Here is a 23388-nt window from a genome sequence, read left to right on the forward strand (position 1 = left end):
GCCGCGGGCTGCGCGGGCGTGCACGCCGCCGCGCCCGGCGCCCCGAGCCAGGGAGCGGACCCCTCCGGCGCGCCGCCCGCCCCGGCGCCCGCCCGCGCCGCGCCCGGCCCGGACGTGATCGCGCCGCTGCGCGCGTTCCCGCTCGCCCTCGACGCCGAGCCCGCCTTCGTCTTCCGCGCCGCCCCGGCGCGCCCGGGAGCCTAGCGTGGCCGTCTCCGACGATGTCCTGTTCTCCGGAGTCCAGGCGCTCTCCCAGAAGCTCCGCGCCCGCGAGCTCTCGCCGGTCGAGCTCGCCGAGGCGTACCTCGCGCGCATCGACGCGCACGCGGCGCGGCTCGGCTGCTTCGTCACCGTGACGCCGGAGCGCGCGCTGGCCGAGGCGCGCGCGGCGGAGGCGGAGCTCGCCGCCGGCCGCTGGCGCGGGCCGCTGCACGGCGTGCCGTACGGTCTCAAGGACCTCGTCGACACGAAGGGGATCCGCACCACCTTCGGCGCGGCGCCCTACGCGGGCCGCGTGCCCGAGCGCGACGCGGCGATCGTCACGCGGCTCTCGCAGGCGGGAGCGGTGCTGCTCGGCAAGCTCTCCATGGTCGAGCTCGCGGGCGGGCTCGGCTATCACACCGGCGAGGCGGCCCTGAACGGCCCGTGCCGCACGCCTTGGGATCTCGCTCGATGGGCGGGCGGGTCGTCCTCGGGCGCCGGCTCGGCGGTGGCGGCGGGGCTCGTCGCGTTCGCCATCGGCTCGGAGACCTGGGGCTCCATCACCTGGCCGTCGGCGTTCTGCGGCGTGACGGGGCTCCGCCCGACCTACGGGGTCGTCCCGCGCCACGGCGCGATGGCGCTCTCGTACACGATGGACAAGCTCGGGCCGATGGCGCGCAGCGCGCGGGATTGCGCGCTGGTGCTCGACGTCATCGCGGGGCCTGACGCGCGCGACCCGAGCGCCATCTCGTCGCCCCCGGTCAAGCGGATCCGTCCCGAGGTGGCGCGGGGGCTCCGCGTCGCGGTGCTCGGCTTCCCCGACAAGCCGCCCGAGCCCGCGGCCGGCGCGCGCGAGGCGTTCGCCGCGGCGGAGGGAGTGCTGCGCGAGGCGGGCGCGCTCCTCGAGCCCGCGGCGCTCCCGGACCTCCCGTACGAGGCGCTCGCCGGGTTCCTCATCGAGGCGGAGGCGGCGACCGCCTTCGAGGAGCTCATCCGCTCCGGCCGCACGCGCGAGCTCGCCGACGCCTCGCACCGCACGAAGAGCCCCGAGGACTACCTGCCGAAGGCGAACGCCTCGGATTACGTGCGCGCGATGCGCGTCCGCGGCGAGATCCAGCGCGCGCTGGCCGGCTTCTTCTCGCGCTTCGACCTCGTCCTCGCGCCCAACGTCCCCTTCGTGCCGCCGCGCGTCGAGGAGAACTTCGACGCCATCTCGGAGAGCCCCGACCCCCTCGGCGCGGCCGGCAACGTGGCCGGGCTCCCGGCGGTGGCGCTCCCGATGGGCTTCTCCGGCAAGCTGCCCCTCTCGCTGCAGCTCGTCGGGCCTCCGCTCGAGGAGGGGCGCCTCCTCTCGGTGGCGGCCCTCTTTCAGGCGAAGACGCAGCACCACCTCGTCCGCCCCGAGCTCTCACCCCCCGCCGTGCCCGTCGCCGCCGTGACCGGACGGTGACGTCCGCTCAGGACCATTCGCCCGTGCCCGTCATCGCCGCGATCGGCTACTTCTTCACCGGCCTCGTCATCCTGCTCGCGCTGCCGCTGCAGGTGCTGCTCTTCGCCGTCACGTTCCCGTTCGACCGGAACCGCGCGGTCGCGGGCCGCTTCTCGCGGCTCGTCGCCGTGGCCGTCACGCGGACGTTCCCGCCCTGGCGGCTGCGCATCGAGGGGCGCTGGCCGCGCGGGCGGCAGGCGTACGTGGTCGTCGCGAACCACCAGTCGATGCTGGACATCCTCATGCTCTCGAAGCTCCCTCGCGAGATGAAGTGGATCGCGAAGGAGTCGCTCTTCAAGGTGCCCTGGGTCGGCTGGATGTTCCGCCTCTCGGGCGACATCCCGGTCCGGCGCGGCGACTCGGAGAGCGGCGGCGAGGCGCTCGCGAAGGCGCGCCGCTACCTCGAGCGCGGCATGAACGTGATGATCTTCCCGGAGGGGACGCGGAGCACGAGCGCGAAGCTCCTGCCCTTCAAGTCGGGCGCGTTCCGGCTCGCGATCGAGGCGGGGGTGCCGATCCTGCCGGTCGCGGTGCACGGTGCGGCGCAGGGCATGCCGAAGGGGAGCCCGTGGGTCCGGCCGTGCCGCGCCTACGCGCGCATCCTCGAGCCGGTCCCCACCGCCGGCCTGAGGCCCGAGGACGCGGGCCGGCTCAAGGACGAGGTGCGCCGCCGCATCGCCGCGGCGCTCCCTGCCGCGGACGTGGCGAACGGCGACGCGCCGGCGCGGTCCGTGGAGCCCGAAGCGCCGGCTCGGACGTGACGGTCAGCTCGAGGGCGGTCGTGGCGCGCTCGCCCTTCGACAGGCTCGAGGGCGAGCGGGACTGCACGCACCGCTCGTGGTGAGCCTGTCGAACCTCGGGCGGTCGGTCGCCATTGCGCCCGCTCGCGCCCGCGGACGTACAATGCCCCCGTGACCGTCCTCCTCGGCTACGGCACCCGCCCCCTCGCGCTCCCGGACCTCGCCGGCGCGCGCGTGCTCCTCCCGCCCGCTCCGCCCCCCGTGCCGGATCTCGAGGCGGCGATCGACGCAGCGCTCGCCCATCCCGTCGGCGCGCGTCCGCTCGCGACGGTCGCGACGGCGCGCACGCGCGTGGTGGTGATCGTGAGCGACGCCTCGCGCGACGAGCCGCGCGCGGAGCTCTTCGCGGCGGTTCGGCGCGCGCTCGGCGCGGTACCGGACGACCACCTCACGATCGCGGTGGCGAACGGGACGCACGGCCCCAAGCCGCTCGAGCGGCTCGGCCTGCCCGCCGCCGTCCTCGGCCGGCACCGGGTGGTGAACCACGACGCCCGCGACGACGCGTCGATGGTGGAGATGGGCCGGACGAGCCGCGGCACGCGCATCCGGGTGAACCGCTGCGTCGCCGAGGCGGACCTCATCGTCTCGACGGGCCGCGTGAAGCCGCACTACTTCGCGGGCTGGGGCGGCGGCGCGAAGGGGATCTTCCCCGGGCTCGGCCACGACGTGGACATCCGCCAGAACCACCGGCTCAAGGCGGAGGAGACCTCGGCGCTCGGCCGCGCCGACGGGAACCCGTGCCGCGAGGATCTCGAGGAGGCGGTGCGGCGGATCGGTCGCGACACCTACCTCGTGAACGTCGTCGAGGCGGGCGGCACGATCGTGGGCGCGGTCGCGGGCGACGTCGTCTACGCCCACCGCGAGGGCGTCCGCCTCGCGCGGCCCTGGTGCGAGGTCGAGGCGCCGAAGGCGGACGTGGTGATCGTCTCCGCGCCGCTGCCGGTGTCGGGCTCGCTCTACCAGGCCTCGAAGCTCATCCCGCCCGCGGGGCTGCTGCTCCGCGAGGGCGGCGTGGTGATCGTGGCGGCGGAGTGCCCGGAGGGCACCGGTCCGCTGCAGGTCGTGAACGAGGGGATCTTCGAGCTCGGCGTGCGGCGCTACCTGCCCGCCGGCGCGACGGTGCTGCTCGTCTCCGGGATGGACGAGGCGACGGTGCGCGAGACGTACGCGACCTTCGCGCCCGACCTCGCGGCCGCGATCGCGAGCGCCCGCGAGCGCGTCGGACGCGAGGCGACCGTCCTCGTGCTGCCAGACGCGGGCGACCTCGTGCCGCGGGCGGTGTGAGCGGCGCGCGCGTCGCCCGGTGAAGCCGAGCGTCGCCCCGGCGGCGCACCGCGGGCTTTCGTGCCACGCGCTTCATCGCCCCGCCATCGGGCGCACCGGACCACCGCACCGCATCGCGCCGGCGCGCTCCGAGCGCTCCCCAGGACGCGCGCCCCGCGGCGGGAGCCTGGACCCCTGGATGGGCTGATGACAGATCGCGGGCAGCCGCTGGACGTGCGCACGCGCCGACGTTATCGGCACCCGGGATGAGCTCGCTGCGCTACCCCATCCGCGCGGTGTCGAGGCTGACCGGGATCTCGGTCGACACGCTGCGTGCGTGGGAGCGGCGCTACCGGGTGGTCGAGCCGCAGCGCGACGAGCGCGGGAGGCTCTACTCCGAGGAGGACGTGGAGCGGCTCCGGCTCCTCGCGCAGGCGGTCGGGCGCGGGCACGCGATCGGGCGCATCGCGGCGCTGCCTCTGGACGAGCTCCGCGCGCTGGTCGCCTCGGGAGGAGGCGAGCCGGAGCTCCTGCGCCCCGGAGCGCCGGTCGATCTCGCGAGCTTGCGGGCGGCGATCGAGCGCTTCGAGCCCGCCGCGTTCCGCCGCGAGCTCTCCCACCTCGCCGCGGTCCTCCCCGCTCACGCGCTCGCGCGCGACGTGGCCCTCCCGCTCCTGCGCGCCGTCGGCGAGGGGTGGCACGAGGGGCGGCTCTCCGTCACGCAGGAGCACCTCGTCTCCTCGGAGCTGCGGAGCCTGCTCGGCGCGCTCGTGCGGCTGCAGCCCATCCACGAGAACGCGCCCCGCCTCGTGCTCGCGACGCCCGAGGGCGAGCTGCACGAGCTCGGGACGCTCGCCGCCGCGCTCGTGGCCGCGATCGCGGGCCTCGGCGCGATCTACCTCGGACCGAGCCTCCCCGCCGCGGAGGTCGTCGCCGCGGCGCAGTACGCCGCCGCGCGCGTGGTCGTGCTCGGCCTCACCGGGGGTGCCTCGCCGCAGGCCCTCGAGGCCGTCGCCGCGGTCGCGCGCGAGCTGCCAGCGAGCGTGGAGGTGTGGGTCGGCGGGGCCGGGGCGGACGCCGCAGCGCAGGCCGGAGCGCCGCGCGTGCAGGCCATCGCGGAACTCGACGCCTTCGAGCGGGCGCTCGGGAGGGTGAGGGTGGGCGGGTCGCGCGGAGCGACTGACTGAGCGCGGCGCTCAGTCGTGGTCGTGCTTCCCGCCGCGGGCGTGCCCGTGGTGATCCGCGCTGCCGTGCTCGTGCTCGTGCCCGTCGTGGGAGTGGGCATGCGAGTGGGGGTGCGAGTGGCGCTCGTCACCTTGGGCGTGCTCGTGCTCGTGCGAATGCGCGTGCGAGTGCTCGTGGCCGTGGGCATGCGCGTCCGCGCCGCCGAGGCCGATCCCGTCGCGCAGCTCCTCGAGCCACGCCACCCACGCGTCCATCCCCTGGCCGGTGCGGGCGGAGACCTCGATCATCCGCGGCCGCGGCATCACGCGCGCGAGCGCGTCGTGGATCTTGGCGAGCTCGACGTCGAGGTGCGGGACGAGATCGCACTTCGTGAGCAGCACGAGGTCGGCGGCGTTGAACATCACCGGGTACTTGAGCGGCTTGTCCTCGCCCTCGGTGACGGAGAGCACCACCACGTTGGCCGCCTGGCCCAGGTCGTAGATGGCCGGGCAGACGAGGTTGCCGACGTTCTCGATGAAGAACATGTCGGTGTCGCGCCAGGGGAAGTCGTGGAGCGAGCGGTGCACGAGCTCGGCGTCCAGGTGGCAGGCCTGGCCGGTGGTGATGGCCTTCGAGGGGATGCCCGCCTTCTGGAGCCGGCGCGCGTCGTTGTCGGTCGCGAGATCGGCGGAGACGGCGCCGAGCCTCCAGCCCTTCGCGGCCGCGGCCTTCGCGGTCGCCTCGAGCACGGCGGTCTTGCCCGCGCCGGGCGAGCCCATGAGGTTCAGGGCGAGGACGCGCGCCTCGAGGAAGTGCTCGCGGTTGTGGCGCGCGGCGCGGTCGTTCCCGGCCAGGATCTTCTCGTGGAGCTCCACCGGGACGAGCTCGGTGTCGCCGCAGCCGCAGGTCGTGCACATCAGGGGACCTCCATCTCGATGCCGTCGAGGGTCAGCGCGTCGGAGCCGTCGTCGAGCTTGCCGGGCGTGTCGCAGGCCGGGCAGCGCAGGATGGCGCCGCGCGCGATGGGCGTCCTGCAGCGCGGGCAGGACCAGCTCGCCGCGACGCGGGTGAGGGTGAGCGGGACGCCCGCGCAGATCGTGCCCGCGCGGAACGTCTCGTAGGCGGTCTGGAAGAGCTCGGGATCGACGCCCGAGAGCTCGCCCACGCGGACGGAGAGCTTGTGCACCGCGATCGCGTCGCGCTTCTTCGCCTCCGCCTCCACGCGGGTGACGAGCGCCTCGACGAGGGAGTACTCGTGCATTCCGCGCCTAGCAGATCCGCGGGAGGAGCTCGCCCTCGGGCTCCGCGAGCATGCGCTTGCCGAACCCGGTGTCGAGGATGACCGCGCCGGGCCGCTCGCCGATGGCGGTGGCGATGACGATCGCCGAGGCGCCCAACGGGTGCGCCCGCAGCGCGGCGAGGACCTTGTCCGCCGAGCGCGCCCGCACGCCGATGACCGCCTTGCCCTCGTTCGCGACGAGGAGCGGGTCGATGCCGATCATCTCGCCCGCGGCGCGCACCTCGTCGCGCACCGGCAGCGCGGTCTCGTCGATGACGATGCCGACCTTGCCCTTCGCGGCCATCTCGTGGAGCACGCCCGCGACGCCGCCGCGGGTCGGGTCCTTCATCGCCACCACGTCCTCGCCGCCGGCGCGGAGCGCCTCGCGGACGAGCCCGTTGAGCGGCGCCACGTCGGAGCGGAGGTCGCCCTCGAGCCGCAGGTCGTGGCGGCGCGACATGATGGCCATGCCGTGGTCGCCGATGGTGCCGGTGACGATGACGAGGTCTCCGGCGCGCAGGCCCGCGTCGCTGACGACGCGCTCGGCGAGCGCGACGCCGGTCGTGTTGAGGACGATCCCGTCCACCTCGCCCTTGCCCATCACCTTGGTGTCGCCGGTGACGATGGGCGCGTTCGCCTCGCGCGCCGTCTCGCGCATCGAGGCCACGACGCGCTCCAGGTCGGCGCGCGGGAAGCCCTCCTCGAGCACCACCGCGCAGGTGAGGCCGAGGGGCTCGGTCGCGCCCATCATGGCGAGGTCGTTCACGGTGCCCGAGACGCTGAGCCGCCCGATGTCGCCGCCCGGGAAGAAGATGGGGTGCACGACGTGGGAGTCGGTGGTGACGACGAGCCAGCGATCGCCGACGCGGATGGCCGCGCCGTCGTCGAGCGCCGAGAGGCCGATGCCGTCCACCGGGGAGGCGAGGGTGAGGAACACGTCCTCGATGAGCTGGCGCATCGCGCGCCCGCCCGAGCCGTGCTTGAGCCCGATCTTCGCCTGGGGCTTCTCCATCTAGGTCCCCACCTTCCTGAGATCCGGGACGCCGCCGTAGGTGTGCCAGATGCGGCACTGCCCCTCCGACGACACCATGCAGGCGCCCACCGGCGACTCGGGGACGCAGGCCCTGCCGAACAGCGCGCAGTCGCCCGGGTTCGCGAGGCCGAGCATGATCGAGCCGCAGATGCAGCCCTTCGCGGCCTCCTCGGCCTCCTCGTCGCGCACCGGCGAGGTGTCGATGCGGAAGCGCTTGCGCGCGTCGAGGTGCGCGTACTCGGGCGTGAGGTCGAGGTTCCCATCGCGGACCTCGGCGATGCCGCGCCACCTGCCGGTCACCGGGCGGAACACCTTCCAGAGCGAGCGCTGCGCGGCGAGGTTGCCCTCCTTCGTCACGCAGCGCGGGTAGACGTTCGCGACCTCGGGCTTCCCGGCGCGCATGAGCTCGGTGAGCTTGAGGATCGCGGCGAGGATGTCGAGCGGCTCGAAGCCGGCGACCACCACCGGCTTGCCGGTGCGCGCGGCGAACGGCTCGAAGATGCCCCAGCCGGTGATGATGGCGGCGTGGCCCGCCGCGATGTAGCCCTCGATGTTCGTCTCCGGGCTCTCGGCGACGACGTTCATCGCGGCCGGGACGTACTTGTGCACCGACAGGATGGAGAAGTTCTTCGGCGGGTTCGCGAGCGCCACCGCCGCGGTGGCGACCGCCGTGGTCTCGAAACCGGAGCCGAGGAAGACCACCTCGTCCGCGGGGTGCTTCTCGGCGAGCTCGAGCGCCTGGGACACGGAGTAGACGACGTCGACCTTGGCGCCCTCGGCCTGGGCGTCCGCGAGCGACCGCGCGGTCCCGGGTAGGCGCAGCATGTCACCGTAGGTGCACACGCGCGCGCCCTGGACCGCGAGCGCGACCGCCTCGTCCACCTCGGGGCCGTCGGTGACGCAGACCGGGCAGCCCGGGCCCATGATGAGCTCGAGGTCCGGCGGCAGCACGGCGCGCAGGCCGAAGCGCGCGATGGCCTGCTCGTGACTGCCGCACACGTGCATGACCGAGACGCGCCGCCCGAGCGCAGCGACCTCGTGCCCGATCGCCTCGGAGAGGGCGCGCGCGCGCACCGGGTCGCGGAACTTGAGCTCCTGGAAGAGATCCTTCGCTGCCATGGGGTCTCCACGCCACCGCGCGCTCGCCGGAGCGCCGCGCCGGCGGCTCGCTACTCCTTGTGCTTCGCCGCCGCGATCTCGCCCCGCACGTCGGCGGCCATGAGGTCCGCCTTCGCGCCGGAGACGTCGAGGATCTGGTCGAACAGCGCGAGCGTCTCCTGCACCTCGTCGGGCGGGATGCGCCGGATGGCGAAGCCGACGTGGTTCAGGACGTAGTCCCCGACCGACACCGGCTCGTCCACGATGTCGAGGCGGAGCTCCTTCCTCACGCCGAAGAAGTCCACCGTCGCGCTCATCCCGTCGATGGCGAGGACCTTCCCTGGAACGCCGAGGCACATGTGTTGGGCTCTCCGATTACGGGTGCGCGCGCGCGTCCGCGACGAGCGCCTGGCCGAGCGCGATCCCACCGTCGCCGGGGGGCACCTGACCGTGTGGGTATACCGCGAAATCCGCCGAAAGCTCGCCGAGGAGGCCCTCGGTCAGCCGGGCGTTCTGGAAGCAGCCGCCGGTGAGCACCACGGGCAGCCGCCCGGTCGCCCGGCTGGCGTGCCGGACGAGCTCGGCGCCGGCGCGGGAGAGCGTGGCGTGGAAGCGGGCCGAGATCGCCGCGGGCGCGGTGCCGGCGAGGACGTCCGCGACGAGGGCGCGCCAGAGCGGGCGCAGGTCGAGCTCCGCGACGGGGGCGCCCGTGTCGACGTCGAACGGGTAGGGCGCCTCGCACGAGCTCGCCGAGCCGGCGGCGTTGTCGAGCGCGAGCGCGACCTGCCCCTCGTAATGGGAGACGCCACGGCCGAGCGCGAGCGCGCCGGCGGCGTCGAAGGCGCGGCCCACGCCGTGGGCGCGCGGCGAGTTGAGGCCGGTCGCGAGCAGGCGGCGCACGACGGCGAGCTCGGCCGCGGGGACCGCGCGGAAGAGCGGGAGGTCCGCGACCGGCGCGTCCTCTCCGAAGGCGTCGACCAGCGCCGCGAGCGCGAGGCGCCACGGCTCGCGGATGGCGCGGTCGCCGCCGGCGAGGGCGAGCGGCCGGAACGTGGCGAGGCGCTCGAAGCGGCCGCGCTCGGCGAGGAGGAGCTCGCCGCCCCAGGCGGTGCCGTCCGGGCCGAGGCCGGTGCCGTCCCAGGCGAGCGCGAGCACCGGGCCGTCGAGGCCGTGCTCGGCCATGGCGGCCGCGGCGTGCGCGTGGTGGTGCTGCACCTCGACGAGCGGGACGCCGAGCGCGGCGGCGCGCTCGCGGGCGTAGCGGGTCGAGACGTAGAGCGGGTGGAGATCGCAGGCCACGACCTCGGGGCGCAGCGCGAGGAACCCCTCGAGCCGCGCGATGGCCGCCTCGAACGCCGCATAGGTCTCGAGGTTGTCGAGGTCGCCGACGTGCGGCCCGAGCACCGCCTCGTCGCCGCGCGCGAGGCAGAACGTGTTCTTGAGCTGCGCGCCGACCGCGAGGACGGGGCGCGCGAAGCGGCGGTGGACGATCACCGGGCGCGGGACGTAGCCGCGCGAGCGGCGCATGACGAGCGGCTGGCCCGCGATGGTCCGCGCGACCGAGTCGTCGCAGCGCGAGGCGATGGGCCGGTCGTGCACGAGGAAGAGGTCGGCGATGCCGCCGAGCCGCCGGACCGCCTCGTCGTCCTCGAAGGCGATGGGCTCCTCCGAGAGGTTGCCGCTCGTCATCACGAGCGGCCGGCCCGCGGCCTCGAGGAGGAGGTGGTGGAGCGGCGCGTAGGGGAGGAGGAGGCCCACGAGCGGGCTGTCCGGCGCGAGCTCCCGCGCGAGGGCCGCTTCCGGTCGTCGGCGGCACAGCACGATGGGGCGCTCGACCGAGGCGAGCAGCGCCTCCTCCGCCTCGCCGAGGTCCGCGAGCGCGCGCGCCGCGGCGAGGTCGCGGACCATCACCGCGAGCGGCTTCTCCTCGCGGCGCTTGCGGGCGCGCAGCGTCGCGACCGCCGTGCTCGAGGTCGCGTCGCAGGCGAGGTGAAAGCCGCCGAGGCCCTTCACCGCGGCGATGGCGCCCGCGGCGAGCGCGCGGCCGACCTGGCCGATGGGATCCGTCGCCTCGACCGCCGAGCCGTCGCGCGCGACGACACGCACGCGCGGCCCGCAGGCGGGGCAGGCGTTCGGCTGCGCGTGGAAGCGGCGGTCGAGAGGATCGGCGTACTCGCGCGCGCACGCCGGGCACATCGTGAACCCGGCCATGGTCGTGGCCGGCCGGTCGTAGGGGGCGCCGTGCGCGATGGTGAAGCGCGGGCCGCAGTCCGTGCAGTTCGTGAACGGGTAGCGGTGGCGGCGGTCGCGCGGGTCGAAGACCTCGCGCTCGCAGGCGGCGCAGGTGGCGAGGTCGGGCGGGATGGCCGCGCGCCGCTCCGCGGCGGGGCCGCTCGCGACGATCTCGAACCCCTCCAGCCCTTCCGCCGCGATGGGCTCGCTCGAGAGCGTCTCGATGACCGCCGCCGGCGGCCGGTCGCTCCGGAGCCGCCGCTCGAGCTCGTCGAGCGCGGCGGCAGGTCCGAACGCCTCGACCGTCACGCCCGACGCGTCGTTCCGGACGCGCCCCGCGAGCCCGAGCGCGTGCGCGAGCCGGTACACGAAGGGCCGGAAGCCGACGCCCTGGACCGTGCCGCTCACGGTCAGGCGCCGACCGGCGGGCGCGCGCTGTAGGGGATCGGTCCGCATCGTCTCCGGCTCTCATAACGGCGCGGCGCGGCGCCGGCCGTGCCTCGCCTTCACCCCCGCGGCTTCTCCCACCACAGATCCGGCGCTGCCGGCGGAACGCGCTCCGTCACCGCCACCCCGAGCGCCGCGAGCTCCTTCGCGACCTGGGCGACGGCGCCGTCGATCGCCGCGCGCACCTCCGGCGAGAGGCCGATCCCGGTCGCCACGCTCGCCGGGACCACGCCGACGAGCTTCACCGTCTTCGGCGAGACGCCCATGAACTCCGCGTTCATGAGGGCCTCGCGGACTCCGGGCTCGTGCGGGCTCATGGCGAGGACCGGCGCCTTGTGCAGCAGCTCCTCCTTGTCGTAGACGCGCAGCGTGCCCGGCGCGGCCTTCGCCTTCACCGCGTCCACGAGGACGAGCCCCTCGAGCCCGGCGATGAACGCGGTGAGGTCGTAGCCGGGGGTGCCGGCGTCCATCACCTGCACGTCGGGCGGGACCGCGTGGCGCGCCTCGAACACGCGGACCACGTGCGGGCCCACGGCGTCGTCGCCGGTGAGCACGTTGCCGATGCCGATGACGGCGATGCGGGGGGACATGAGGCTCCTGCGTCGAAAGAGAATCCCGCCCCGGGAGGGAGTCCGGGACGGGATCGGTTCTACCGCGCGTGCCGGCCGCGCGCCGCTCACCCTTCGACAGCTCGGGGCGAGCGGCCACGGGAAGGCTCGTGGCTACAGCACCTTCACCCGCGCGAGCTCCTCGCCCTCCGCGTCCACGGTGTGGATCGCGCAGGCGAGGCACGGATCGAACGAGTGGATCGTGCGGAGCGCCTCGAGCGGGAGCTTCGGGTCGGCGATCGGGTTCCCGACGAGCGACTTCTCGTAGGGGCCGAGCTGATCCTTCGCGTCGCGCGGGCCGGCGTTCCAGGTGGACGGCACGACCGCCTGGTAGTTGGCGAGCTTCATCGTCTTGCCGTCGGTCTCGATGACCGACCAGTGCGAGAGCGTGCCGCGCGGCGCCTCGTGGAAGCCGACGCCCTTGTACGTGCCGGGCTTCAGGTTCTTCATCGGGTCGACGAAGATCGCCGTGTCGCCCTTGCCGATGTTCTCGACGAGGAGCTTCCAGTGCTTGAGCGCGAGCTCGCCCATGGTCGCCGCGCGGATCGCGCGGGCGGCGTGGCGGCCGAGCGTCGAGTGCAGGACCGCCGGCGTGAGCTTCACGCCCGCGATCTTGCCGGCGGTGCCGAGGCAGAAGTCCGCCCACTTCTTGATGCTCTCGTGGCCGCCGGCGTAGCCGACGAGCACCTGCGCGAGCGGGCCCACCTGCACGGGCTTGCCCTCGAGGCGCGGCGCCTTCACCCACGTGTACTTCTCGGGCGCGGGCGTCTCCGCCTTCCACTCACCCGTGTACTTCGGGTTCGTCTGGCCCTCCCACGGCTGGCGGACGGTGTCGCCCTCGTAGTAGGCGCGGGCGATCGACTCCGTGACGTTCTGCTTCAGGTAGTCGTCGTTCCAGCTCGCGACCGGCTTCACGTTCGAGAGATCGCCGTTCCAGATGACGCCGCCGGGCAGGTCGAACCGGGTCATCTTCACGTCGGTCGGCATGTCCGGCACGGCGAGGTAGTTCGTCACGCCCGCGCCGTACTTGAGCCAGTCCGGGTAGCTCGCCGCGATGGCCGCGACGTCCGGCAGGTAGACCTGCTGCACGAAGGTGACGACCTCCTCGAGGAGCGTCTTCACCTGGTACAGCTTCTCCATGTTGAGCGCCGCGGGGCTGTCCAGGTTGATGGCGTTCGCGACGCCGCCCACCGCGAGGTTCTGGATGTTCGGCGTCTTCGAGCCGAGGATCGCGACGACCTGGTTCGCCTTGCGCTGCACGTCGAGCGCCTGCAGGTAGTGCGCGACGGCGAGGAGGTTCACCTCCGGCGGGAGCTTCATCGCCGGGTGGCCCCAGTAGCCGTTGGTGAAGATGCCGAGCTGGCCGGCCGCGACGAAGCCCGCCACCTTCTCCTTCACCGCCTTGAGGGCGTGCTTGGAGTTGCCCGCCCACTGCAGGCCGAGCGAGTCGGCGAGGTTCGCCGCCTTCTCCGGGTCCGCCTTCAGCGCGGCGACCACGTCCACCCAGTCGAGCGCGGAGAGCGCGTAGAAGTGGACGATGTGATCGTGGAGCGCGTGGGCGCTCATGATCACGTTGCGGATGAGCTGCGCGTTGAGCGGGATCTCGAGGCCGAGCGCGTTCTCGACGCTGCGCACCGAGGCGATCGCGTGCACGGTGGTGCACACGCCGCAGATGCGCTGCGTGAACACCCAGGCGTCGCGCGGATCGCGGCCCTGCAGGATGGTCTCGATGCCGCGCCACATGGTCCCGGAGGACCAGGCGTTCTTGACCGCCCCGCCGTCCACCTCGACGTCGATGCGGAGGTGGCCCTCGATCCGAGTGACGGGGTCGATGGTGATGAGCTTACCCATGGACGTTCACCTCTCTGCCTAGCGGCTGGCGGCGGCCTTCGCGGGGCCGCTGCCGACGTGGGTGTGCTCGTCGCGGACGTCCTCGACGACCACGACGGGGAACTTGCGGGAGACGAAGATGAAGAGCGCGACGCCGACGGCCGCCATGCCCACCGTGACGATCGTCTCGCCCAGCGACGGCCAGTAGTTCCAGCCGGCGGCGATGGGCTTGCCGTCCGCGGTCCACCCGGCCGGGCGGTACATGGTGAGGTAGGCGTCGACGCGGTACGCGGCGCCCGCCGCGACGGCGAGCAGCGCCGCCCCGAACATCCGGCCCTTGTTCCGCTGCACGCGCGGCGAGAGGAACATGAGCGCGGGGGCGAGGAAGAGCGCGAGCTCGGCCACGAACAGGAGCGTGGGGAAGTCGAGCGCGAGGAAGCGGAGCTTGCCGCTCCAAACCACGTCCGCCACGCGGAGCACCACGTAGAAGAGCAGCATGCCCGCGTTCACCTTCGACATGTCCGCGAAGAGCTTCGGGTCGTGCTTGGCGTTCCAGGTGAGGTTCAGGATCGTGACGAGCGCCACGACCGCGCCGAACCCCATGGACAGGCAGGAGACGAGGAACAGCGTGGGCAGGAGCGCCGTGTGCCAGAGCGGGTGGATCTTGGGGCCGGCGATCAGCATCAGGCCGCCGAGGGAGCTCTGGTGCATCGTGGGGAGCAGGATCGCGAGCGCGATGATGTAGGGCATCGCCTTCGCGAGCCGCGGGCCCCAGGTCTTGCCGATGGCCGCCCAGCGCGGCGAGCGGCTCGCGGCGGCGCCGTCGAGGATCGAGGGCAGCACCTCGATCCACAGCACCGTCACGTAGACGATGACGCAGATGGCGACCTCGAGCAGCGCGGAGCTGAGGTTCCACCAGGGGATCCACGGCAGCAGGTACGAGTTCCAGTACCGGCCGAGCGCGATCATGATCGAGCTGCCGCCCAGCGTGTAGGCGATGGCGCCGACGAGCACCGCCGGCCGCACGAGGCCGTGGTACTGGCCCTTGTTGAGGAGGTAGCAGAGCAGGCCGACCGAGTACGCGCCCGCGCCGATGCCGGTGAAGACGACGACGTTCACCGGCTCCCAGATGCCCCAGGTGAAGCCGTCCGTCATGTTCGACACCGGCCCGACGCCGGCGAAGAAGCGGTAGGCCATCACCACGGCGGCGACGCCGAACAGCGCGAGCAGCACCAGCATCGAGCGGTCGAGCAGGCTCCCGCCGATGGCCTTCGGATGATCGTGGGCGCTCATCTACTTGCCCTCCTCGCGGTGCTCGGCCGCCTCTTCCCTCTTCCGGTTCCGCGCGATGAGCGCGGCCATGCCGAGGTACAGCGCGACCGGCGTGACGCCGTGCAGGTACGGGGCGTGGGAGACGCTCTCCGAGAACGAGGCCTGGGAGCGGTCCGGCAGCTCCGGCAGCCCGAGCTGCGTGAACGAGACGCCCGCGGGGGCGAGGTACAGCACCTGGGTGCCGCCGCCCTCCTTCTCGCCGTAGACGTGCTGCTGGTAGCGCGCGGGGGAGGCGGCGATGCGCCGCTTCGCCTCGGCGAGCAGCTCCTCGCGGCGGCCGTAGACGACCGCCTCGCGGGGGCAGACCTCGCAGCAGGCCGGGTTCGCGATGGAGAGGAGCCCCTCCTGCTTCGGGTCGGCGCGGTGCCGGCACAGCTCGCACTTCACGATGAGCGGGAACGCGTCGAACCACTCGAACTTCGGCACGTTGAACGCGCAGCCGATCTGGCAGTAGCGGCAGCCGACGCAGGTGTTCTTGTCGTAGACGACGATGCCGCTGCCGGCGCGCTCGCCGGGGAGCTTCTTCTTCCCCTCGCCCTCCTTGTGGAGGGCGCCCATCATGCAGACCGACACGCAGGACGGGTCGACGCAGTGCATGCACTGCTGCTTCATGTAGGTCGGGCCGTTCGCCGCCTCGACCGCCTTGATGACGTTCTTCGTGCTGCTGTTGAGGTCGCGGGGCGCGTCGTACTGGCCGCCGGTCTCGCCGGTCTCGAGGTCCACCGGCAGCTTGTTGGCGCGCTTGCACGCGCTCTGGCAGGCGCGGCAGCCGACGCACAGGGTGGCGTCGAAGAGCATCCCCACCGCCTGGGGGCGCGGCTCGACGGCTTCTCGAGCGGACGCGGTCCCGGCGAGCGCGGTGGTCGCTCCCGCAACGGCCGCTCCCTTGAGCAGGTCTCGTCGTGAGATGCGCATGGGGGGCTACTCCTTCCCCTCGGTCTTCTCGGAGTCGGCGCTGATCTTCCGCGTCGCGACGACGCCCGCGCCGACGATGGCGCCGACGACGGCGCTGCCCACGCCGACGGCGAGGGCGCTCTTGCCGAGCACCGTGTGGTCGGGGTGGATGGCGGGGTAGGCCATGGGGGCCGTCGGGTTCTGGACGGGCAGGTTCGTGTAGATGGGCACGGTGAAGCCGACGCCCTGCTCGGTGCAGCCGACGCACGGGTGGCCGATGCCGACCGGCCACGCGCCGGGCACCTCGCAGAAGTCGAGCAGCGAGCAGTTGGCGTGGGTCTGGGGGCCCTTGCAGCCGAGCTTGTAGAGGCAGTAGCCGTTGCGGTGCCCCTCGTCCCCGAACGCCTGCGCGAACCGGCCGGCGTCGAAGTGCGGGCGGCGCTGGCAGTCCTCGTGGATGACGCGGCCGTAGGCGAACTTCGGGCGGCCGAGGTCGTCGAGCGCCGGGAGCGTGCCGAAGGTCGCGTACTGCAGCACGGTGCCGAGCAGGTTGTAGGGGTTCGCCGGGCAGCCGGGCAGCGTGACGATCGTCTTGCCCTTCAGGATCTGCGGTGCGCCGGTCGCGCCGGTCGGGTTCGGCGCCGCGGACGGGACGCCGCCCCACGACGCGCACGAGCCGATCGCGATGATCGCGCCGGCCTTGGCGGCGACGGCGTTGAGCGTGTCGATCGCCTTCTTGCCGCCGACCTGGCAGTAGATGCCGCCGTCCTTCTCCGGGATCGCGCCCTCGACGACGAGGACGAACTTGCCCTCGTTCTCGTGCAGGGCCTTCTCGAGCGCCTCCTCGATCTGGCGGCCGGCCGCCGCGAACAAGGTCTCGTGGTAGTCGACCGAGACGAGGTCGAGGATGAGCGCGCCGACGTCCGGGTGGCTCGTGCGGAGCAGCGACTCGGTGCAGCCGGTGCATTCCTGGAAGTGGAGCCAGATGACCGAGGGCTTCCTTCCCTTGGCCACGTTCTCCGCCATCTTCTCGCCGGCCCAGGCCGGGAGGCCCACGGCCGCCGCCGCGGTGGTGCAGACCTTGATGAAGTCACGGCGGGAGACACCCTTGGTCTCCAGGCCGAGCACTTCGGAGCCCATATCGTTCATTCCGTCCTCCGGGTGCCGCGGAGACTGACCGCTCCAATCGAAAATTACAACCTGCTAAAATTCCCCGGCTTTTCGGAAATCGGGCAAACGAAATGTTTGCGTGGCGCTCGTGCGGCAAATGGACGCCGCGCGCTATCGGCGCACCCTTCCGTCGAGCCTGGTGCTTGACCGACGTCACGCGGAACCCGGGTCAAACCCGAAAACGGGCCCGCGAATTGGCCTTTGTGGACTCCGCGAGACAACATTGACGGGATGGCTCCACGTTAAATTTGCGCCAACAATTTTGGGGTGAAAATCGAGGGGAGGCGGCGCGCGCGAGCGGATCGTGTCGAGGAGTCGGTCCGGGTCCCTCGGCGACGGTTCACAGGGCGGCGCGGGCCAGGACGGAAAGTGAATGCGGGAGGCGGCTCACCCGGCGTACGGGTGCGACAAACAGTGAAAGCGCCGGCGACCGGCGAGGGCGCCACGGCCGGAGCCGGGCATCCTCACCGCCGCGCGGCGTACCCGCCGCCGGGGAGGTCAGCGGCCCGCGGCCGGCTCGGCGAGCTCCGGGGCGACGACCGCCCGCGGGACGACCTCGATCGCCGCCAGCGCGTCGAGCTCGGCGTCCGCGGGGGCGGCGGAGAGCGTCTCGAAGCGCCGCGCCGCCGGGAGCACCCGCGCCTCGAGGGAGCCGACCGCGCGGTTGTACGCCTCGACGGTGCCGCCCAGCGCCCGCCCGAGCCGGGCGAAGTGGCCGCCGAGATCGGCGATCCGCTTGTACAGCTCGCGGCCGAGCGCGCCGACCGCCTCGGCGTTCTCGGCGACCTGGGCCTGGCGCCAGCCGTACGCCACGGCCTTGAGGAGAGCGATGAGCGTGGTCGGCGTCGCGATGATGACCTGCCGCTCCACGCTCGCCTCGAGGAGCGAGGGGTCGGCCTCCAGCGCCGCCGCGTAGAAGCTCTCGCCGGGGAGGAACAGCACCGCGAACTCCGGCGCGGGCCGGAGCCGCTCCCAGTAGGCCTTGCGCCCGAGCTGCTGCACGTGCTCGCGGAGCTGCCGGGCGTGATCGGCGAGGTGCGCGCGCCGCGCGCCGTCGTCCTTGGCCTCGATCGCCTCCAGGTACGCCGCGAGCGGCGCCTTGGCGTCGACGACGACGTTGCGCCCGCCCGGGAGGTGCACGACGAGATCGGGGCGCAGCCGGCCCTCGTCGCCGTCCACCGTGGCCTGCTCCTCGAAGTCGCAGCGGTCGAGCATGCCCGCGAGCTCGACGACGCGGCGGAGCTGCAGCTCGCCCCAGCGGCCGCGAGCCTGCGGGGCGCGGAGCGCCTTCACGAGGTTCGCCGCCTCGCCGCGGACCTGCGCCTGCGCCTCGGCCACCTGCCGGAGCTGCTCGGTGAGCGCGCCGTACGCCCCCTCGCGAGCCCGCTCGATCCCGCGCAGCTCGCCGTCGAGCTTGCCGAGCGCCTCGCGGACGGGGGCGACGAGCGCCGCGATCGCCTCCTCGCGCCGGGCGAGGTCGCCGTCGGCCGCCGCGCGCTCGCGGCCGAGGGCGGCGCGCGCGAGCTCGAGGAAGGAGGCGCTCGAGGCGCGGAGCGCGTCGGCGGAGAGCGCCTTGAAGGCGTCGGACAGGCGCGCGCGCGCGTCGTCCACGAGCGCCCGCTTCTCCTCGGCGCCGGCCCGCTCGGCGGCGAGCGTCGCCTCGAGCTCGGCGATGCGCACGGCCCGCTCGGCCGCGCGCCGCGCCTCGCCGCTCCGCGCGAGGAAGCCCAGGGCGGCGCCGAGCGCGACGCCGAGTGCGAGGAGGAGGAGACCCGTCGAGTCCATGTGGGAGAGCCTACTCCCGCGGTCTGTCCGCCCCGTTCGCCTGCGCGGCGCAGGAGGTCGCCCCGAGGTAAAAGGACCGGACCCCATGGAGGACCCCTCGATGCGCCTCGCCGCCCGATCCCTCGCCACCGCACTCTCCGTCGCAGCGCTCCCCGCCGCCGCCGCGCCCCGCGCGCTGCCCGGCGCCGCCGACCTCCGGCGCGCCGACGCGCGCTACGCGCCGGTGGACCTCCGCCTCGATCTCTCCAGGCTGCCCGAGGGCGAGCGGCGCGCGCTCGCGCGGCTCGTCGAGGCGGCGCAGGTGATGGACGCGCTCTTCCTGCGACAGGTCTGGGCCGGGAACGAGCCGCTCCTCCTCGCGCTCTCCCGGGACCGCTCGCCGCTCGGCGCCGCGCGGCTCGCCGCGTTCCTCCGCAACAAGGGGCCGTGGGACCGGCTCGACCACGGCGCGCCGGCGTTCCTGCCCGGCGTGCCGGAGAAGCCGGCCCAGGCGAACTTCTACCCGGCCGGCGCGACGAAGGAGGACGTCGAGCGGTGGCTCGCGGGGCTCGCCCCGGAGGCGAAGGCCGCGGCGACGGGGTTCTTCACGACGGTGCGCCGCGCCCCGAATGGCGGCTTCGTCGCGGTGCCGTACGCGCTCGAGTACCAGGGCGAGCTCGCCCGCGCGGCGGAGCTCCTCCGCGAGGCGGCGGCGGCCACCGCGGACGCCGGCCTGCGCAAGTTCCTCGAGGCGCGCGCCCAGGCGTTCGTCTCGAACGACTACTACGCCTCGGACGTGGCCTGGATGGAGCTCGACGCGGCGGTGGATCCCACCATCGGGCCGTACGAGGTCTACGAGGACGGCTGGTTCAACGCCAAGGCCGCCTTCGAGGCGTTCATCGGCGTCCGCGACGACGCCGAGACCGCGAAGCTCCAGCGCTTCGCGGCGGAGCTGCAGGGCATCGAGGACGTGCTCCCGATCGACGCGGCGATGAAGAACCCGAAGCTCGGGGCGATGGCGCCGATCCGGGTGGTGAACGAGCTGTTCGCGGCGGGCGACGCGATGCACGGCGTGCAGACCGCCGCCTACAACCTGCCGAACGACGAGCGCATCGTCCGCGAGATGGGCTCGAAGCGCGTCATGCTGAAGAACGTGCAGGAGGCCAAGTTCCGGAAGGTGCTCGTGCCGCTCGCCGGTCTCGCGCTCTCGCCGGCCGACCGCGCCGCCGTCGCGTTCGACCCGTTCTTCACCCACATCCTCATGCACGAGCTCCTGCACGGGCTCGGGCCGCACGAGATCACCGTCGCCGGCCGCAAGACCACCGTCCGCGCCGAGCTCGGCGACACCTACAGCGCCCTCGAGGAGGCGAAAGCCGACGTGGCCGGGCTCTTCGCGCTCCGGAAGCTCCTCGACGAGGGGAAGCTCGACCGCGCCATGGAGCGGACGCTCTACCCGACCTTCCTCGCCTCCGCCTTCCGCTCCATCCGCTTCGGCGTCGGCGAGGCGCACGGGCGCGGCATGGCGCTGCAGCTCAACTGGCTCCTCGACGCGCGCGCGATCGTCCCGCGCCCGGACGGCACCTTCGCCATCGACGGCGCGCGGATGAAGGAGGCGGTGGTCTCGCTCACGCGCGAGATCATGACCATCCAGGGGAAGGGCGACCGGGCCGCGGCGAAGGCGCTGCTCGAGAAGATGGGCGTGGTGCGGCCGGAGGTGAAGGCCGTCCTCGACCGGCTCTCGAAAATCCCCGTCGACATCGCCCCGCGGTTCGTGACCGCGGAGGAGCTCACCCGGGGCTAGCGCGGGGCGCGCGCCAGGGCCGCCTCGATCGCGCCGAGCGGCGGGGGCTTCGCGAGGTGCTCGTCGAAGCCCGCCTCGGCGGCTCGGCGGAGGTCGTCCGGCAGGGCATAGCCGGTGAGCGCCACGAGGTAGGCGCCGCGCGTCGCCGGGTCGGCCCGGCACGCGCGCGCCACGCCGTAGCCGTCGAGCTTCGGCAGCCCGATGTCGCAGAAGACGACGTCCGGGCACAGGGCGCGGGTGGCCGTCACGGCGGCCTCCCCGTCGTGCGCCACGGCCACCTCGTGGCCGGCGAGGACGAGCAGGTCGTGCAGGGTCTCGGCCGCGTCCACGTTGTCGTCGACCACGAGGACGCGCCGCCGCGCCGCCGTGGCCGGAGGTGCGGGGAGCGGGGCGCGCTCCGCCGGAGCCGCGGCGATGGGGAGGCGGACCACGAACTCGGCGCCCGTCCCGAGGCCCTCGCTGTGCGCGTAGACCTGCCCGCCGTGGAGCTCCGCCAGCCGCCGCACGAGCGCGAGCCCGAGCCCCAGCCCCCCCCGGCTGCGCTCGAGGCTCACCTCCGCCTGGGCGAACGGCTCGAACAGCCGCTCCAGCATCCCGGGTTCCATCCCGATGCCGGTGTCGCGCACGCGGAGGAGCGCGTCCGCGCCGAGCGAGAAGAGCTCGAGCAGCACGTGGCCGCCCGGCGGGGTGAACTTGGCCGCGTTCTGGAGGAGGTTGCCGACGATCTGGGTGAGGCGCGTCGCGTCGCCCGAGATCGGCACCGGCGCGCCGGGGACGTGCACGTCCAGCGCGACGCCCGCCTCCGCGAAGAGCGAGCGGTGGTCGTCGGCGGCGCGCCGGACCACGTCGCCGAGCGACACCGGCGCCGTGCGGAGCTGGATCTTGCCGCGCGAGATGCGGGTGAGGTCGAGCAGGTCGTCGACGAGCCGCGAGAGGTGCCCGAGCTGCCGCTGCAGGACCGCGCGGGCCCGCCGCGCGGGCTCGGCGCCGGGATCGGTCCGGTCGAGCACGTCGAGCGCGTTCCGCATCGGCGCGAGGGGGTTCCTGAGCTCGTGCGAGAGCACGGCGAGGAACTGGTCCTTGCGCCGATCGGCGGCGACGAGGGCCTGCTCCGCGTGCTTTCGCTCGGTGACGTCCAGGGCGATGCCGCGGACGCGCACCGCCTCCCCCGCTGCGTCGTACTCGGCGCGGCCGATCTCCCAGAGCCAGCGCTCGCCGAGGGCCGGATGGTGGATGCGGAACTCGGCGCTGTACTCCTCGCCGTGCTTCACCGCCTGCGAGAGCGCGCTCTGGGCGACCGGCGCGTCCTCGGGCACCATCCGCCGCTCCCAGGCCGCGATGTCCGGCCCGCGCGCCGCGAGCGCCGTGCCGAACAGGGCGTGGCACTCGGGGGACATCCACGCCGTCCGGGCGACGAGGTCGAGCTCCCAGACGCCCGCGTGCGCCGCGCGCTGCGCGAGCCGGAGCAGCGCCTCGCTCGCGCGCAGGTTCTCCTCGATGCGTCGGCGCGCGGTGATGTCGTGAACCGTCGCGACCGTCCGGAACGGGCGCTCGTTCGCGTCCCGCAGCACGGTCCCGGTCACCACCACCCACGCGATCTGCCCGTCCTTCCGGACGTAGCGCTTCTCGATGGTCCAGCCGTCGGTCTCGCCGCGCAGCGCCGCCGTGATGGCGGCCGCGTCGCGGGCGCGGTCGGCCGGGTGGGTCAGGTCGGCGACGCCGCGCTCGAGCAGCTCCTCGACCGAGTAGCCGGTGATCTCGCAGAAGCGCCGGTTCACGCGGACGAAGCGGTTCCGAGCGGGATCCCCCATGGCCTTGCCGCTCCCGGCGAGGTCGAAGATCGCGCGGAACTCCCGCTCGGTGGGGATGAGCTCGGAGGGGGTGCCGTCGTCGAGCGGCTCGGGGGGAGAGGTCCTCCCGGTGGTGGCTTCCAGCGGCGAGCGCCTCGGCACGATCACTCCGGTACGGGTCCTTCGAGAGCGCGGATGTTACCGCGCGCGCCGGGGCGCGACGACCGCAGCCGCGCGGCCCCGTTGGGCCCCGCTCACCCCGGTCTCACGCATTCGGGGGCGCGCGCGGACCTCCTCGGGTCGAGTCCGCGCGGCCCCGCCAGCGCTGCACCTCAGCGCTTCCCGGACCGCCCCTCGCCGCGCGGCGGGGAGCCCGCGCTGGAGGCCGGCGCGCCCTTGCCGCCGAGCAGCGCGAGCCGCCGCCGCGCGAGGACGTGCGCGCCCGAGGGGTCCTCCGCGCCGTCGACGAGGTCCGGCTGCACGCGCGCGTACGCCGCGCGCGCCGCCTCGGGGAGCGCGAAGCCCTCGGCGATCCGCCCGGCGACGAACCAGTCGGAGCCCTCGAGCGGGCGCCCGTCGTCGAGGGAGCGGAGGAAGACGTCGCGCGCCTCGGCGGGACGGCCGAGCTCGGCGTACACGGCCGCGAGGGTGTTCAGCGCGGCGTGGTCGCCCGGGGCGCCCTCGACCGCGCGGCGCGCCCAGGCGAGCGCCTCGGCCGAGGCGCCGCCGCGGTACACCACGAGCCACGCCCCGGCGGTGTATACGACGGGGGGGGCGCGGCCGGTCTCGACGAGCCGCCGGAACCCGCGCGCGGCACCGTCGCGATCGCCGAGGAGGAGGCGCGAGCTCGAGGCGAGCGCGAGCACCTCCGCGTCGTCCGGGAGGCGCGCGAGCATCGCCTCGGCCGCGCGGGAGAGATCCGCGCCGCGCCCGAGCCGCCGGAGGGCCCAGGCCTTCGCCGCGAACCCCTCGTGCGAGGCGGGCGCCTCGGCGAGCAGCGCGTCGGCGGCCGAGAGCACCGCCTCCGGCCGGTCGCCGTTGCGGTGCGCCTGCGCGAGCGCGACGAGCACCGCTCGCCGCGCCGCCGGCTCCCGCGCGTCGCGGGCGGCGGTGAGGATCTCGACTCCGCCCGGGTCGCCGTCGGCGAACGCGGCGAGCGCCGCCGCGGCGAGCCGCGCGTGGGCGGCATCGAG

The 23388-nt window shown here is 74.0% G+C and carries 18 protein-coding genes and 2 pseudogenes; 6 read left to right on the forward strand and 14 right to left on the reverse strand.

Features of this window, described 5'->3' with window-relative positions; all coding sequences use genetic code 11:
* The 5 genes and pseudogenes from MNZ29_RS17715 to MNZ29_RS17735 form a co-directional block, all read left to right on the forward strand.
* Positions 1-204, forward strand: a pseudogene (locus MNZ29_RS17715) (NADH-quinone oxidoreductase subunit I); the annotation flags it as partial.
* Position 205: 1 nt separating this feature from the next.
* Positions 206-1651 carry an amidase gene (locus tag MNZ29_RS17720; RefSeq protein WP_242356143.1) on the forward strand — a complete coding sequence of 482 codons (1446 nt, stop codon included), beginning with the start codon at positions 206-208 and terminating at the stop codon, positions 1649-1651.
* A 23-nt stretch (positions 1652-1674) separates the two neighbouring features.
* Positions 1675-2451 carry a 1-acyl-sn-glycerol-3-phosphate acyltransferase gene (locus tag MNZ29_RS17725; protein WP_242356145.1) on the forward strand — a complete coding sequence of 259 codons (777 nt, stop codon included), beginning with the start codon at positions 1675-1677 and terminating at the stop codon, positions 2449-2451.
* A 150-nt stretch (positions 2452-2601) separates the two neighbouring features.
* Positions 2602-3774: a lactate racemase domain-containing protein gene (locus MNZ29_RS17730; protein WP_242356147.1), complete on the forward strand. Its 1173-nt coding sequence runs from the start codon at positions 2602-2604 to the stop codon at positions 3772-3774.
* A 245-nt stretch (positions 3775-4019) separates the two neighbouring features.
* Positions 4020-4940, forward strand: coding sequence for a MerR family transcriptional regulator (locus MNZ29_RS17735; protein WP_242356149.1), 921 nt, complete (start codon positions 4020-4022; stop codon positions 4938-4940).
* A gap of 9 nt (positions 4941-4949) precedes the next feature.
* Here MNZ29_RS17735 and hypB read toward each other — a convergent pair whose 3' ends face one another.
* The 12 genes from hypB to MNZ29_RS17800 form a co-directional block, all read right to left on the reverse strand.
* A complete protein-coding gene (gene hypB, locus MNZ29_RS17745; protein WP_277957326.1) occupies positions 4950-5834 on the reverse strand; it encodes a hydrogenase nickel incorporation protein HypB in 885 nt (294 codons plus the stop codon).
* Complete coding sequence (locus tag MNZ29_RS17750; RefSeq protein ID WP_242340158.1) at positions 5834-6178, reverse strand: hydrogenase maturation nickel metallochaperone HypA; 345 nt, start codon at positions 6176-6178, stop codon at positions 5834-5836. Before MNZ29_RS17750 ends, hypB begins: the two co-directional genes overlap by 1 nt.
* 7 nt (positions 6179-6185) lie before the next feature.
* A complete protein-coding gene (gene hypE, locus MNZ29_RS17755; protein ID WP_242356151.1) occupies positions 6186-7208 on the reverse strand; it encodes a hydrogenase expression/formation protein HypE in 1023 nt (340 codons plus the stop codon).
* Positions 7209-8348 (reverse strand): hydrogenase formation protein HypD, encoded by a 1140-nt coding sequence (gene hypD, locus MNZ29_RS17760; protein ID WP_242340156.1) that lies wholly within the window; start codon positions 8346-8348, stop codon positions 7209-7211.
* A 50-nt stretch (positions 8349-8398) separates the two neighbouring features.
* Positions 8399-8686 carry a HypC/HybG/HupF family hydrogenase formation chaperone gene (locus tag MNZ29_RS17765; RefSeq protein WP_242340155.1) on the reverse strand — a complete coding sequence of 96 codons (288 nt, stop codon included), beginning with the start codon at positions 8684-8686 and terminating at the stop codon, positions 8399-8401.
* Between the two features lie 16 nt (positions 8687-8702).
* Entirely contained in the window at positions 8703-11015 is a 2313-nt protein-coding gene (gene hypF, locus MNZ29_RS17770; protein WP_242356153.1) for a carbamoyltransferase HypF, read from the reverse strand.
* A 50-nt stretch (positions 11016-11065) separates the two neighbouring features.
* Positions 11066-11596, reverse strand: a complete 531-nt coding sequence (locus tag MNZ29_RS17775; protein ID WP_242340153.1) for a hydrogenase maturation protease — start codon at positions 11594-11596, stop codon at positions 11066-11068.
* A 132-nt stretch (positions 11597-11728) separates the two neighbouring features.
* Entirely contained in the window at positions 11729-13465 is a 1737-nt protein-coding gene (locus tag MNZ29_RS17780; protein ID WP_242340152.1) for a nickel-dependent hydrogenase large subunit, read from the reverse strand.
* An 18-nt stretch (positions 13466-13483) separates the two neighbouring features.
* Positions 13484-14737 carry an NrfD/PsrC family molybdoenzyme membrane anchor subunit gene (nrfD, locus tag MNZ29_RS17785; RefSeq protein WP_242340151.1) on the reverse strand — a complete coding sequence of 418 codons (1254 nt, stop codon included), beginning with the start codon at positions 14735-14737 and terminating at the stop codon, positions 13484-13486.
* Positions 14738-15691, reverse strand: coding sequence for a hydrogenase 2 operon protein HybA (gene hybA / locus MNZ29_RS17790; RefSeq protein WP_242340150.1), 954 nt, complete (start codon positions 15689-15691; stop codon positions 14738-14740).
* A gap of 6 nt (positions 15692-15697) precedes the next feature.
* On the reverse strand, positions 15698-16819 hold the full coding sequence (locus MNZ29_RS17795; RefSeq protein WP_242340149.1) for a hydrogenase small subunit: 1122 nt from the start codon (positions 16817-16819) through the stop codon (positions 15698-15700).
* A gap of 519 nt (positions 16820-17338) precedes the next feature.
* Entirely contained in the window at positions 17339-18625 is a 1287-nt protein-coding gene (locus tag MNZ29_RS17800) for a DNA recombination protein RmuC (protein ID WP_242340148.1), read from the reverse strand.
* An 85-nt stretch (positions 18626-18710) separates the two neighbouring features.
* Here MNZ29_RS17800 and MNZ29_RS17805 point away from each other — a divergent pair, with 85 nt between their 5' ends.
* The gene (locus MNZ29_RS17805) at positions 18711-20405 is read left to right on the forward strand and encodes a hypothetical protein (protein ID WP_242340147.1); all 1695 of its coding nucleotides are present in this window, start codon (positions 18711-18713) and stop codon (positions 20403-20405) included.
* Here the strand turns inward: MNZ29_RS17805 and MNZ29_RS17810 are convergent.
* The gene (locus MNZ29_RS17810; protein WP_242356155.1) at positions 20402-22363 is read right to left on the reverse strand and encodes a hybrid sensor histidine kinase/response regulator; all 1962 of its coding nucleotides are present in this window, start codon (positions 22361-22363) and stop codon (positions 20402-20404) included. The genes MNZ29_RS17805 and MNZ29_RS17810 overlap by 4 nt on opposite strands.
* 164 nt (positions 22364-22527) lie before the next feature.
* Positions 22528-23388: pseudogene (locus tag MNZ29_RS17815) on the reverse strand (transglutaminase); the annotation flags it as partial.

Source organism: Anaeromyxobacter sp. SG64 (genome assembly GCF_022690745.1).
Lineage (GTDB): Bacteria > Myxococcota > Myxococcia > Myxococcales > Anaeromyxobacteraceae > Anaeromyxobacter > Anaeromyxobacter soli.